11 protein-coding genes are annotated in these 12,884 nt (G+C 62.3%); 9 read left to right on the top strand and 2 right to left on the bottom strand.

The annotated features are described in order from the left end of the window. Positions 1-6 precede the first annotated feature (6 nt). The 4 genes from OGV19_RS23435 (at position 7) to OGV19_RS23420 (ending at position 5,407) form a co-directional block, all read left to right on the top strand. Positions 7-861, top strand: a complete 855-nt coding sequence (locus tag OGV19_RS23435; protein WP_264310852.1) for an endonuclease/exonuclease/phosphatase family protein — start codon at positions 7-9, stop codon at positions 859-861. Between the two features lie 27 nt (positions 862-888). After that, positions 889-2,820, top strand: coding sequence for a diguanylate cyclase (locus OGV19_RS23430; protein ID WP_264310851.1), 1,932 nt, complete (start codon positions 889-891; stop codon positions 2,818-2,820). A gap of 80 nt (positions 2,821-2,900) precedes the next feature. After that, positions 2,901-3,689, top strand: a complete 789-nt coding sequence (locus OGV19_RS23425) for an N-acetylmuramoyl-L-alanine amidase (protein ID WP_264310850.1) — start codon at positions 2,901-2,903, stop codon at positions 3,687-3,689. Between the two features lie 98 nt (positions 3,690-3,787). Next, positions 3,788-5,407, top strand: a complete 1,620-nt coding sequence (locus tag OGV19_RS23420; protein WP_264310849.1) for an EAL domain-containing protein — start codon at positions 3,788-3,790, stop codon at positions 5,405-5,407. A 16-nt stretch (positions 5,408-5,423) separates the two neighbouring features. Here the strand turns inward: OGV19_RS23420 and OGV19_RS23415 are convergent, their stop codons facing one another. After that, positions 5,424-7,202 carry a KinB sensor domain-containing domain gene (locus OGV19_RS23415; RefSeq protein WP_264310848.1) on the bottom strand — a complete coding sequence of 593 codons (1,779 nt, stop codon included), beginning with the start codon at positions 7,200-7,202 and terminating at the stop codon, positions 5,424-5,426. Beyond that, the gene (algB, locus tag OGV19_RS23410) at positions 7,199-8,545 is read right to left on the bottom strand and encodes a sigma-54-dependent response regulator transcription factor AlgB (protein ID WP_264310847.1); all 1,347 of its coding nucleotides are present in this window, start codon (positions 8,543-8,545) and stop codon (positions 7,199-7,201) included. Before algB ends, OGV19_RS23415 begins: the two co-directional genes overlap by 4 nt. A gap of 209 nt (positions 8,546-8,754) precedes the next feature. Between algB and OGV19_RS23405 the strand changes: the two genes are divergently transcribed. From OGV19_RS23405 to gltP, 5 genes are all read left to right on the top strand, one after another. Beyond that, positions 8,755-9,576, top strand: coding sequence for a BON domain-containing protein (locus tag OGV19_RS23405; protein WP_264310846.1), 822 nt, complete (start codon positions 8,755-8,757; stop codon positions 9,574-9,576). Between the two features lie 174 nt (positions 9,577-9,750). Continuing rightward, on the top strand, positions 9,751-10,041 hold the full coding sequence (locus OGV19_RS23400) for a hypothetical protein (protein ID WP_264310845.1): 291 nt from the start codon (positions 9,751-9,753) through the stop codon (positions 10,039-10,041). Between the two features lie 55 nt (positions 10,042-10,096). Continuing rightward, complete coding sequence (locus OGV19_RS23395; protein WP_003252966.1) at positions 10,097-10,258, top strand: DUF1328 domain-containing protein; 162 nt, start codon at positions 10,097-10,099, stop codon at positions 10,256-10,258. 2 nt (positions 10,259-10,260) lie between these two features. Beyond that, complete coding sequence (locus OGV19_RS23390) at positions 10,261-10,731, top strand: inhibitor of vertebrate lysozyme family protein (protein ID WP_264310844.1); 471 nt, start codon at positions 10,261-10,263, stop codon at positions 10,729-10,731. Positions 10,732-11,514: 783 nt separating this feature from the next. Continuing rightward, the gene (gltP, locus tag OGV19_RS23385; RefSeq protein WP_264310843.1) at positions 11,515-12,843 is read left to right on the top strand and encodes a glutamate/aspartate:proton symporter GltP; all 1,329 of its coding nucleotides are present in this window, start codon (positions 11,515-11,517) and stop codon (positions 12,841-12,843) included. The last annotated feature ends 41 nt before the right edge of the window (positions 12,844-12,884 follow it).

The raw sequence follows: 12,884 nt of genomic DNA, 5'->3' as shown, positions 1-12,884 counted from the left end.
GCACCCATGCCCCGCTTCAGAAGCACGCGCGGCATTGGCCTGCACCAGCCGCAGGTCAACGAGCATCACCTGCAGGCGCCCGGCCTGCCAGAGGATGGTCGCCTGCGGCTGCTCAGTTTCAACATTCAGGTCGGCATCAGCACCGAGCGCTACCGGCATTACCTGACCCGCAGCTGGCAGCACCTGCTGCCGCATACCGGGCGTGCGGGTAACCTGCGCAAAATCGGCGAACTGCTCAGTGACTTCGACCTGGTTGCCCTGCAGGAAGCCGATGGCGGCAGCCTGCGTTCAGGCTACATCAACCAGGTCGAACACTTGGCCCAGCTGGGTGCCTTCCCCTACTGGTACCAGCAGCTCAATCGCAACCTTGGCCGATTCGCCCAGCACAGCAACGGTGTGCTCAGTCGCCTCAAACCCCAACAACTTGAAGACCACCCCCTGCCCGGCCCGGCCGGTCGCGGTGCCATCCTGGTGCGCTTCGGCGAAGGTGAAGACGCGCTGATCGTGGTGATGATGCACCTGGCACTCGGCGCCAAGACGCGCGCCCTGCAGCTCAGCTACATTCGCGAGCTGATCGGCGGCTACCGCCATCAGGTGCTGATGGGCGACATGAACACCCATGCCACCGACTTGCTGGAGCATTCGCCCCTGCGCGATCTGGGCCTGGTCGCCCCTCAGGTCGAGGCCACCTTCCCCAGCTGGCGACCGCAGCGTTGCCTGGACCACATTCTGCTCAGCCCAAGCCTGACGCTTGAGCGCGTCGAGGTACTGGCGCAGCCAATTTCCGATCACCTTCCCGTTGCCGTCGAGATTCGATTGCCTGATGCATTGACTGTGGATACGCTGCCGGTTTTGAGCTAATTGCCATCACCGTTTGCGGACCTGGGCATGACTGACAACGCTGAGCGCTGGAAAGAGAAATACCTTAAGAGCATCGAGCAGCAAGAGAAGCTTGAACGCCGTTGGGACGCACGTCTTGACCTGCTGCGTCGGGGGCTTGTGCGCAGCACCCTGGCCGCCGAAGGCAGCGACAAGGCGGTGGACGAGTGCATGAAGGAAATGCGCGAGGTCATCCGCAGCGACAACATGGACGCCGGCCTCGCCGGGCTGATTCCTCGCCTGGAAAAAGCGGTGTTGGATTCCGAGCAGCGCCGGGAAACCCGTATGAACCAGGTCAGCGATGCGCTGACGGCGCTGGTCAGCCAGTTACAGGGCCTGCCGCTGCCGAGCGAGATCTCGCGGCCGCTGAAAAAGCTGGCGAAAAAGCTCGACGGTGGGGTCGCCCAGTCCCGTGAACTGCCCCCGCTGCTGGGGGAGCTGAGTGGCCTGCAAGGCCGCGCACTCTCGGCTTTGGGCAAGCCCGAAGAAGAGCGACCGGGCTTCTTGCAGCGGTTGTTTGGTGGCCGCGACAACGAGCAACCCGGCGAGGCGCAGGTTGCACTGGAGGCAGCGCCTGCTGCCGCGTTGGCAGACGCAGTGACGCAGCCAGCAGTTGCCCCCGTACAGCGCGTTGCCGAAGACCCTCAGCCCGAGGATGTGGACGCCCTGCTACCGCTGACAGCCCCTGGGCCCGCCGAGCAAGCCTTGCCACAGGAGCCAGAGGGCCCGGCGCTGATCGAAACCGCTGAGGTGCCGGCCGCCCCGCAACCTGAGCCTGTGCTGGACGAGGGGTCTGCCCTCATCCCCTCAGCAGCTGAAACGGAACCTGCGCAGACGCTAGAGGAAACCTTCGGTGAAGACGGCCCCTATGCCCTGCCCTATGCGGTAGAGCCGCCCTACAGCCAGGTGGCCGCGCACATCGAGCAGACCCTGATCGGCCTGCTCGACGACCTCAGCCTGCCCGAACGGCACAAGGCCCAGGCCCTGGAAATGCGTGAGCGGGTGGCGCGCGGGCTGAACTGGTATGAGTTGATCCCGGTGCTGGATGACCTGGCGGTGCTGATGCTGGCGATTACCGACAGCGGCCAGCACGAATTCGAGACCTACCTGCAACAGCTCAATGAGCGCCTGGAGAGCTTCCAAGGCCACCTGCACGAAGCCAGTGCCGGGCATGCCGACAACAGCACCGCCGCCCAGGAGCTGGATACCCAGCTGCGCAAGCAGGTCGATGGGCTGCAGAGCAGCGTGCAAGGGGCCGCCGACGTGGACAGCCTCAAGCACATCCTGGAAAACCGGCTGGAAGGCCTGCTGGTGACCATGGACGAGCACAAGCACGAGCGTGATCGTCGCGAGCAGGAGCTTGCGGGGCGTCTGCAAGGGTTGTCCGAGCGCGTGGCGAACATGGAGCACGAGGCGCTCGGCTACCGCGAGCACCTTGAAGAGCAGCGGCAAAAGGCATTGCTTGACCCGCTGACCGGCCTGCCTAACCGCGCGGCCTGGAGCGAGCACCTGGAACGCGAGATGCTCGACTGGCATGAAAATGGCGGCCACCTGGCAATGGCGATCCTCGATCTGGATCACTTCAAGCGCATCAACGACAACTATGGGCACTTGGCCGGGGACAAAGTGTTGAAGATTGTGGCCGACCAATTGCGCAAGCGCCTGCGAGGGCGCGATTTCATCGCCCGCTTCGGGGGTGAGGAGTTCGTCCTGCTGTTCCCGCAGACCTCGCCCGCCGCTGCCGTGCAGATGGCCGAGCTGCTGCGTGCGACCATCGAAGCCTGCCCGTTCCACTTCAAGGGCGAGCGGGTGGTCATCACTGCCTCCATCGGGTTGGGTGCGTTCCGCTCCGGCGAGCGCGGCGACCAGGTGCTCAAGCGCGCCGATACGGCGCTGTACCGTGCCAAGGACCTGGGGCGCAACCGTGTCGAACAGGGGTAAAGCGTGGCGGCTGACTCGTGGCAGACACGGGGCATGGAGAGCACGTTATACTGTAGCGCTTACACGCTGAGGCCGCTGACGTGCTTTCCACCGTTAAAAAAACACTGCTCACCTGCTTGCTGGTTGCTGTCGCGGGTTGCTCGACGGGGCTGCGGATCGACCGCAGCCACCCTTCGGCCAACCAGGACGAGCGCATCCAGTTTGTTGTCCTTCACTACACCAATGCGTCGCTCGAGCGCTCCTTGGCGCTGCTTACCCATGGTGAGGTCAGCAGCCACTACCTGATTGGCGACGGCCCTGCCACGGTCTATCAGTTGGTGGATGAAAGCCGCCGCGCCTGGCATGCCGGTGACAGCCAGTGGCAGGGGCGCACCTGGTTGAACTCCACCTCCATTGGTATCGAAATCGTCAACCCAGGGTTCACCGATACGCCTAATGGCCGGGTTTGGCATCCCTACAGCGAAGCGCAGGTGCAGTCCTTGATCGCGCTGCTCAAGGACATCGTCAAGCGTAACCATATCGACCCCCGGCACATCGTTGGCCATAGCGATATCGCACCGTTGCGCAAGCTCGACCCAGGCCCGCTGTTCCCATGGAAGCGTCTGGCCGACGCCGGTATTGGCATCTGGCCTGAGCCCAATGCGGTGGCGCGCCAGCAAGCCTTCTTCAGCGTCAACCCGCCGAGCGTGAGCTGGTACCAGCAGGAACTGGCGCGGTTCGGCTACGCCATCGCGCAAACGGGTGAACTCGACGTTGCCACCCGGCATGTGATTGCCGCATTCCAGATGCGTTTCCGCCCACAACGCTTCGACGGTATGCCCGACGCGCAAACGGCCGCCATGCTGCAGGTGCTCAACCGCATGCGCTGAGCCGGGCTGCGCAGCAGCCCCTTGCCCGTCAGGCGCCCAACGGTGAGGGCGATTCCTGATCCAGTTGCTATACCTTAGTAATCAACTGGATGCCCTTGATGTCAGCCCTCATTACCACGCTGCGCCAAATTTTCTACCGTCCCTGGATGCTGGCTTCACTGGCGGCACTGGCCAGCGCCGCCCTGTTGCTCACCGCCAGCATCGGTATTGCCCTGCAGCAGATGAAGCAAAGCGAGAGCGAACAGATGAATGCCCAGGGCGAGCGCTTTCTTGACCGCCTCGAACAGGTGTTTGGCCAGCTTCGCGAAGGTGTCGATATCCTGCAGGCGCAGCCTTTGCGCGGGTGCAATCCGGCGATGCTGGCGGCGTTGCAGCGGGTCGGCCTGAGTTCGCGCTTCATTTATGAAGCGGCCTACGTGGACGCCAATGTCGCCTGTTCCAATCGCGGTGATGAACGCGCGTTCGAGCCACTGCGCGCACCCGACATCAAGGGGCCGACCTACAGCTATTGGCTCAATACCACCACCGAACCCGACGAAAATCTGGCGGCCTTGATGCTGGGGCGTGGCAATTTCGTGGTCTCCACCTCTCGCGGGCATCTGACCGATGTGGTCGACCTGCCTCCCGGCGGCAGCCTGGTGGTGGTGCTGGACAACGGTACTCGGGCAATCCCGGTGCTGGGCCCACCGCAGCTCTGGCCACCGCCCTCGGCCTGGTCGGCCAGCCACAATTCGCTGCTGGAGCTGAGCGACCGCCTCATCTACCGCATGCCGACCAAATCACCGGACTACCAACTGGTGCTGATCGCGCCGCGGGCCAGCCTGCCCCTGCGCATGAATGGCATGCTCTGGCTACTGTTCCCCGGCAGCGTGCTGGCCGCCTGCTGCATCGGCTGGCTGGTGCTGCAGTTGATTCTGCAGCGCCGCTCGATGAGCTCTGAGTTGCAACACGCGCTGCGCAGAGGCGAACTGCAGGTGCTTTACCAGCCGATCATCGAGCTCGACACCCGGCGCTGTGTCGGTGCCGAGGCACTGGTGCGCTGGCGTCGCCCGGATGGCACGCTGACCAGCCCGGACCTGTTCATCCCTTTGGCCGAAAATACCGGGCAGATCCGCCAGATCACCGATTTTGTCTTGCAGCGGGTGCTTGAACAGCTCGGCCAGCTGCTGCGCTCGCACCGCAACCTGTACATTTCGGTGAACCTTGCAGCGTGCGACGTGATGGTCCCGCGTATCGGCCGGGTTGCGGCGCGGCTGCTGGCCCTGCATCGGGTCGCAGCCAGCCAGATCGCCTTCGAAGTGACCGAGCGCGGCCTGGTCGACGTGGTGGTGGCCCGTGACAACTTGCAGGCCCTGCGTGCGGTGGGCCATCAGGTACTGATCGATGATTTTGGTACGGGTTATTGCAGCCTCGCCTATCTGCAGACCCTGCCCGTGGACTGCCTGAAGATCGACAAGGCGTTCATTGATGCCTTGGGGCATGACGCCGCCAGCAGCGGCGTGGCCCCGCATATCATCCGCATGGCCCATGACCTGCACCTGCGGGTGATCGCCGAAGGCATCGAATGCGAAGACCAGGCGGTGCTGCTCAACAGCGAAGGGGTCAACTATGGCCAGGGCTGGCTCTTCGCCCGCCCGTTGAACGCTCGCCAGTTTGCCGAACTGGTCACCCGTGGCCGGCGGCAGGGGCCGGGGCGGCGCGCCGACGATGAGTCTTGAGGGCCAGCCTCGGTCGCTATACCGGCAACGCCATGTAGAACTGGGTACCCTGCCCCGGTCGAGAAAACACGCCCATTCTGCCGCCGTGCAATTGCACGATCTCCTTGCACAACGCCAAGCCCAGCCCTGCACCGCCCTTTTTGCGCCCTACCTGCACAAAGGGCTCGAAGATGCGCCCTTGTTGCCCATAGGCGATGCCCTCGCCATTGTCCTCGACACTGATGATCACCCGCTCTGCATGCCGCCTGGCGTGAAGGCGTATGCGGCCACCGCTGGGGGTATGGCGGACGGCGTTGTGCAGCAGGTTGTCCACTACCCGGTCGAGCTGGGCGCTGTCGGCCTGGATGCGGGGTAGCGGCAGTTCCAGTTCCTTGATCAGCTCGATCTGTTTGTGCGCGGCCTGTTCGGTAAACCGCAGCTGTGCGCGCTCCAGCAACTCATCGATGGCGCACGGGGCGAGGTCGAGCTTCTGCAACCCGCTCTGGTAGCGGGAGAAGTTCAGCAGGTCGTTGATCAGTTGGGTCAGGCGCTGCATTTCCTCGCCGATGGTTTCCAGCAAATCGTACTCGCGCGCCTCGGGCGCAAACGTCACCCGCTCACGCAGCAGGCCGAACGCCATGTGCATGCCGGTGACCGGTGTGCGCAGTTCGTGCGAGGCACGCAGTACGAATTCGCTGCGCACGCGCTCGAAGGCTCGCTGCTCGGTCACATCGTGCAGCACCATCACCGCGCCAAGAATCGGCCCTTGGGGGTGGCTGACCGGTGTCAGGCTGTAGGTGAGCAGGCGGGTTTCTTCATCGACCTCGATGTTCAGGTCGTCTGGCGGGCGATCAAGGCTGCCGCCGCGCAGCACCTGGCGTAGCTGCTGCTCCAGCTCCGGGCGCTGCAGGGCTTCGGCCAGGGCACTGCCAAGGCGGCTGTCATTCCAGCCCAGTTGGCGTTGCGCCACCGGGTTGAGGTGTTCCAGGCGGCCCTGCCGGTCGATGATCAGCAGGCCATCGTCGATGCTGTCGAGCACGGCTTGCAGGCGTTGCTGACCGGCCAGCAGTTCGTCGACGTTGGTGGCCTGGTGCTTGCGCAAGGCGTCGGCCATCAGCCCGAAGCGGCGGGTCAGCTGATTCAGCTCGATGGCCTGGGTGACGGGCAGGGTCACGTCGAAGTCGCCCTTGCCGAGTTGGTCGGCCGCTTTGGCCAGGGCTTCTATCGGTTGGCCGAAGCGCCGCGCGATGTTGTGCGCGGTAACGAAGCCCAACACCAGTATGACCAAGCCCATCAGGCCGAGCACGCCACTGACCAGCAAGGCGCGATCGCGGGTATGTTCCTCGCTGCGGGTGATGTGTTCCAGCGCCTGCTTGTGCGAGTCGATGAGGTCGGTGCGCACTTGGTTGAAGGCGGCCCCCAGGGGCTGCTCGATACCCATGCTGCGCGCAGGTGCGGGGCTTTCCCGGTAGGCCTGGAGGAACGCTTGGTAATTGCTGCTGGCCTTGCTGAAACCGGTGCGTTCGCCGCCTTGTTCGAGCCCTTGATTGAGCAGGGTCTGGAAGTTCTCCTGCAGCAGCCGCAGGTTTTGCGGCGCGGTGTTTTCATCCAGGATGAGGGTCAGCTGCTCGCCCAGGTTTTGCCGCAGCTTCAGGCCCACTTCCAGCGCGTGGGTGGTGTCACGTACCAGCTGCTGTTGCACCGTGGCCATCTGCAACACGCTCACCAGGCCCAGCATCAGGCCCAACAGGGCCACCGTGACCAGTGCCGAAATGCTGAGGAAAAGCCGCGTGCGCAGCTTCATCTGCCATTTCATAGGTTGTACTGCTTGCGTTTGCGATAGAGCGTCGAGGCATCGATGCCCAGGGTCTTGGCGGCCTGGTCGAGGGTATCGCTGGCGGCCAGCACCGCGCCGATGTGGGCGCGCTCCAGTTCATCCAGGCTCAATGCCGCGCCAACGCGCGGCGCGTTGCTTGCCGGCTGTTCGCCCATGCCCAGGTGGCTGATTTCGACGCGCTCCTGCGGGCAGATGATGCTGGCACGCTCCACGACGTTGCGCAGTTCACGAATGTTGCCGGGCCAGCGGTAGTTGAGCAGGGCGGCCCTGGCGTCGTCGCTGAAGCCGCGGGCGGGCCTGGAGTATTCCTTGACGAAGCGGGCCAGAAAACGGTCGGCCAGGGTCAGGATGTCTTCGCTGCGCTCGCGCAGGGGCGGCAGGTGCAAGGTGATGACGTTGAGGCGGTACAGCAGGTCTTCGCGGAAGCGGCTTTCGCGCACCATCTCTTCAAGGTTGAGGTTGGTGGCGGCGAGAATGCGCACATCGGCGCGCCGGGTGACTGGGTCGCCAACACGCTCGTACTCCTTGTCCTGGATGAAGCGCAGCAGCTTTGGCTGCAATGTCAGGGGGAAATCGCCGATTTCATCCAGGAACAGCGTGCCTCCGTCAGCCTGGCTGACGCGGCCCAGGGTGCTCTCGCTGGCGCCGGTGAAGGCGCCGCGGGTATGGCCGAACAGCTCGCTTTCCATGAGCTCGGCATTGAGCGAAGGGCAGTTGATGGTGACGCAGGCCTTACGCGCCCGCTTGCTCCAGCCATGAATGGCACGCGCCAGTTCGCCCTTGCCGGTGCCGGATTCGCCCAGAATAAGGATGTTGGCATCGGTGGTGGCAACCTGACGCGCGGTTTCCAGCACCGCCATCATGGCCGGGCTGTGTGAGTCGAGGCCGTCCTTGGGCTTGCGCACTTCGCCTTCAAGGGCTTCCAGGCGCGCCGAGAGCTGACGCACTTCCAGTTGCTTGGCGGTGGCCAGGCGCAACTGGTCGGGGCTGCAGGGTTTGACCAGATAGTCGGCGGCGCCCGCCTGGATGGCATCCACCGCCGTGTCGATTGCCGAATGCGCGGTGACGATCACCACCCGCATCCAGGGTGCCTGGATACGCATCTGCGCCAGCACGTCGAGGCCGTTGTCCTCGCCCAGGCGCAGGTCGAGGAAGCACAAGTCGAACACCTGGCGTTGCAACAGGCTTTCGGCCTGCGCAGCGCTGTTGGCGGTGGCCACGCTATAGCCTTCGTCTTCGAGGCAGTAGCGGAAGGTGCGCAGGATCGCGGACTCGTCATCCACCAGCAGAATGCGGCCTTGGTTGTCCTGGGCTGATTCCATTTCCTGCGCTCCTTAGGATTGATCTTCAATTAGTGTGGGAAAAATCGGGCAAGTTGCATGGTCAATTCTGAAGGATTCTGTCCTTTGCATGCTAGCCAATGGCCAAACGACGCCTGCAAGCCGCGATATCTCGATGATTTGCTTAGAGCTGCGCGATGGCACATTGGTTGCGACTATTTTCTGTTTTTGCCAACAAAGGAGGCACAGCCATGCCCTTTTCCCCACGACTGGCCGTGTTGGCGGCCACTTTGCTGCCGGTATTGACCCCGGCATTCGCTGACCCTGTGCAGGACGCCCGCCTGGAGGGCGCGTTGCAAACAGCCCTGTCGCTCAACCGCATGCTCAACCCGTTTCGCATCGAGGTGGTGGTAGACGGCACGCAAGCGCGGCTATCGGGTGAGGTCGAGAACGCTGTCGAACGCCAGTTGGCCGAGCATGTCGCCCTGGCCACCCGAGGCATTGAACAGGTCGACAACCAGTTGCGGATCAATGCCCAGCTGGTAGAGCGCCCGCTGGAACTGCGCGCCTATGCACAGCGGCTGGAGGATGCAACCTTGGCTGCGGTGATAAGGGCACGACTGCTGTGGAGCCGCACCACCGAGAAAGCACCTATAGAAGTGCAAAGCAGCGAAGGCGTGGTGACCCTTCGCGGCAGAGTCGACAGCGCAGAGGCCAAGGAGCTGGCCGGGGTCGTGGCACGCACCACCGACGGCGTGCACCTGGTCAACAACCTGGTCAGCCTGGACACCGCTGCCATGGCCAAGGCACGAGAAAACCCGGTAGGTGCGCCGACCGGGCCGCAACCCAGCGATAGCTGGATAGTCGACAAGATCCAGAACAGCTTCCGTTTCAGCCGCAATCTCGATGGCCTGAACCTCAAGGTGGCCAGTGAAGAGGGCATGGTGCGGCTCTCGGGAGAGGTGGTCAGCAGTGAGCAGAAGACCATTGCCGTAGACATTGCCCGGCAGATCATTGGCGTGCGCGGTGTGGACGCCGACTTGCTCAAGGTAGCGACCAAGGTGGAGGGCTGATCGTGCAATTCGCACGACGCTACGGGCGCCATCGTGCAGGATACGTCCTGCCAAGCAATACGATATTAAGGTAAGTATATGATTTATAAGGATTTTTAATTAAATCAAAGGCTGGCATGCAGGCTGCAATTACCTGTTCAGGTGTGAACAACAATTACAGCAGGAGGAGCCGGCATGAACCGCCAATCCGTCAACCGCTTACAGAACGCCGCACTGCCTTTGCGCCAGTTCCTGTTTCTGGGAATGGCGCTGCTGCTGACCTTGGCCGCTGGCCTCTTCTACTACAGCTGGCAGACCGCGCGTCTGGCGGATCAAGTGGCGGCGCAGACCGCCCTTCTGACTCAGATTCAGGCAACCCGTGCCAATACCCTGGTCAAGGCAGCCGACCCGCTGCCTTCGAGCAACGCCACCGCCTCACCGACCACCCTGGAAAATGTCGTGCCTCAGGATCGCTGGGTGTTCTGAGCCTGTTCTGGACATCTGTGGCCGGATTGATTTCAAAAAAGAAAGGAGAACCACCATGCTGAGTTGGGCTATCACTTTCCTCATCATCGCCATTGTCGCTGCAGTACTGGGCTTCGGTGGTATCGCTGGCGCCGCCACGGGTATCGCGAAGATCCTGTTCATCGTCTTCCTGGTCCTGTTCGTAGCCTCCTTCTTCTTTGGACGTGGTCGAGGTTGAAGATGAGCAGGAAGCTATGCACAGCCCTGGCTGCCGCCCTCTTGCTGGGTGGCAGTGCGGCGGCGATGGCGGCCAATGACGGCCAGGTCCGGGTCGATCAGTTGCTCGGCTCGGACCCTGAATACCGGGAAACCTGGCAGGACACGATCAAGGCTGAGGAACGGCTGCCCGATTGGGTGGTCAACCTCACCGGCAATGCGCAGCAACAGATGTCGGCGGTCACCGAACAGGGCGAGCAGTATCTGGTCGGCCCATTGTGCGAATCGGCGGACAACTGTACCTACAAGCGCCTGATCGTGGCGTTCAGCTGGGACAAGGACGATGCCTACGGGATGCTCGTGGAGGTTCCCGAAGGCTTGCCGAGCGACAAGTCGCCTACCCGTCATGCGCAGTACCGCTGGCTCGGCGAGCCGGATGACGGCATGAAGGCGATGTTGCGTGAGCAACTCAAGCGTGACCCCAAATGGTACTGAGCTTTTATAAGCCAATACGGATGAACGGTTACGCACTGTCACGTAATAGAAGCTGAACCTTTTTATAGTTCAGCCTTCTATGATGCGCCGCCCCGAGGAGGGGCAGCACATGACCATGGGGCCGGGCTGTTCTGATTGTTGCAGGATCGGAGTGGCCTAGGGGTACAGGGAGTGCCTCCAGCAGTGGGCCGGGTCAGGAAAGGCGGAATCGGAAGCCTCAGGTCGGTGGTGTCATAGGGATACCTTGAGCCGACCTGACTTCCGAGGAGCCATCGGCTTCATCTACACATCAACCCCCTACAACGCCATCAGCCAAATTACCCCTCCTGCGGGTTTTTCCCCTCAAGACACATTTTGTCTCGACCGTATATCTATTTTTTTTCGAGGGCCAGGGTGCTTTCGCAAGTGTCATTTCGGCCATTCGGATTGTCGAACAAGCCATCTATCCCCCTTTGCACAGGCTGCCAAATCTGCCTAAAAATGGCGCTTTGGTCTTGTTCGGGATTCCGAACGTTATAAATCAAGCACTTGCGACATGCCGTTTTTAGCGTAAATCATTATGCAGTATCGGCATGGGGTATACGTTTCCGGCATTAGATTTCCCCCTTCCCCATCGCAATAGTTGCCGCCTTTTCGCTGGCCCGAGCGCCCTGTCGCTCGCTCGCGGTGTCCTTACATGAGGTCGCCGGACGGAAGCTTTTTCGCTCACCGTGACGTTGCCAACGGCTCTGTTACGCGCGTTTTCGTTCGGCGCCCATGACCACTAGAACAAAGGGTAAAGACATGAAGAAGGCAAAATTGAGCCTCGCCTGGCAGATCGTGATCGGTCTGGTCCTGGGCGTTGCAATCGGCGCGCTACTGAATCATTTCAGTGCGGAAAAGGCATGGTGGATCAGCAACGTTCTCCAGCCCGCTGGTGACATCTTCATTCGCCTGATCAAGATGATCGTCGTCCCGATCGTGATTTCGTCGCTGATCGTGGGCATCGCCGGCGTTGGCGATGCGAAGAAACTGGGCAGCATCGGCCTGAAGACCATCATCTACTTCGAAGTGGTGACCACCATCGCCATCGTCGTCGGTCTGGTGTTGGCCAACCTGTTCCACCCGGGCGCCGGCATCGACATGAGCACCCTGGGTACCGTGGACATCTCCAAGTACCAGGCCACCGCGGCCGAAGTGCAGCATGAGCACGCGTTCATCGAAACCCTGCTCAACCTGATCCCGTCGAACATCTTCGCAGCGCTGATGCGTGGCGAAATGCTGCCGATCATCTTCTTCTCGGTGATGTTCGGCCTGGGCCTTTCGAGCCTTCAGGCAGAGCTGCGCGACCCGCTGGTGCGTACCTTCCAGGCCGTGTCGGAGACCATGTTCAAGGTCACCCACATGATCATGAACTACGCCCCGATCGGCGTGTTCGCCCTGATCGCCGTCACCGTTGCCAACTTCGGCTTCAGCTCGCTGCTGCCGCTGGCCAAGCTGGTGCTGCTGGTGTACTTCGCCATCGCCTTCTTCGCCTTCATGGTGCTGGGCCTGGTGGCACGGGTGTTCGGTTTCTCGGTAATCAAGATCATGCGCATCATGAAAGATGAGCTGATCCTGGCCTACTCCACCTCCAGCTCCGAAACCGTGCTGCCGCGGGTAATCGAGAAGATGGAGAAGTACGGCGCGCCGAAGTCGATCTGCTCGTTCGTGGTGCCGACCGGCTACTCGTTCAACCTCGATGGTTCGACCCTGTACCAGAGCATCGCGGCCATCTTCATCGCCCAGCTGTACGGCATCGACCTGTCGTGGAGCCAGCAGCTGCTGCTGGTGCTGACCCTGATGGTCACCTCCAAGGGCATTGCCGGTGTACCGGGCGTATCCTTCGTGGTGCTGCTGGCGACCCTGGGCAGCGTGGGCATTCCGCTGGAAGGCCTGGCTTTCATCGCCGGTGTCGACCGCATCATGGACATGGCCCGTACCGCGCTGAACGTGGTTGGCAACGCCCTTGCCGCGCTGGTCATCGCTCGCTGGGAAGGCATGTACGACGCTGCCAAGGGCGAGCAGTACTATGCCTCGCTGATGGCCGACAAGCCGGACGCCGTGGTGGTTGGCCAGACCGCCAAGCGCTGAAGCTGATGCGTTGAACGAAGAGCCCCGACTTGTCGGGGCTT

Source organism: Pseudomonas putida, assembly GCF_025905425.1.
In the GTDB taxonomy this organism is placed as follows: Bacteria; Pseudomonadota; Gammaproteobacteria; order Pseudomonadales; family Pseudomonadaceae; genus Aquipseudomonas; species Aquipseudomonas putida_AF.
Note: the sequence above shows the minus strand (reverse complement) of the source record. Positions and strands in the feature narration are given on the sequence as shown.

Excerpts from the sequence above, each read along its gene's own strand:
- OGV19_RS23435 (WP_264310852.1), top strand. The coding sequence starts at position 7 with ATGCCCCGCTTCAGAAGCACGCGCGGCATTGGCCTGCACCAGCCGCAG.
- OGV19_RS23430 (WP_264310851.1), top strand. The coding sequence starts at position 889 with ATGACTGACAACGCTGAGCGCTGGAAAGAGAAATACCTTAAGAGCATC.
- OGV19_RS23420 (WP_264310849.1), top strand. The coding sequence starts at position 3,788 with ATGTCAGCCCTCATTACCACGCTGCGCCAAATTTTCTACCGTCCCTGG.
- OGV19_RS23415 (WP_264310848.1), bottom strand. The coding sequence starts at position 7,202 with ATGAAATGGCAGATGAAGCTGCGCACGCGGCTTTTCCTCAGCATTTCG.
- algB (WP_264310847.1), bottom strand. The coding sequence starts at position 8,545 with ATGGAATCAGCCCAGGACAACCAAGGCCGCATTCTGCTGGTGGATGAC.
- OGV19_RS23405 (WP_264310846.1), top strand. The coding sequence starts at position 8,755 with ATGCCCTTTTCCCCACGACTGGCCGTGTTGGCGGCCACTTTGCTGCCG.
- OGV19_RS23400 (WP_264310845.1), top strand. The coding sequence starts at position 9,751 with ATGAACCGCCAATCCGTCAACCGCTTACAGAACGCCGCACTGCCTTTG.
- OGV19_RS23395 (WP_003252966.1), top strand. The coding sequence starts at position 10,097 with ATGCTGAGTTGGGCTATCACTTTCCTCATCATCGCCATTGTCGCTGCA.
- OGV19_RS23390 (WP_264310844.1), top strand. The coding sequence starts at position 10,261 with ATGAGCAGGAAGCTATGCACAGCCCTGGCTGCCGCCCTCTTGCTGGGT.
- gltP (WP_264310843.1), top strand. The coding sequence starts at position 11,515 with ATGAAGAAGGCAAAATTGAGCCTCGCCTGGCAGATCGTGATCGGTCTG.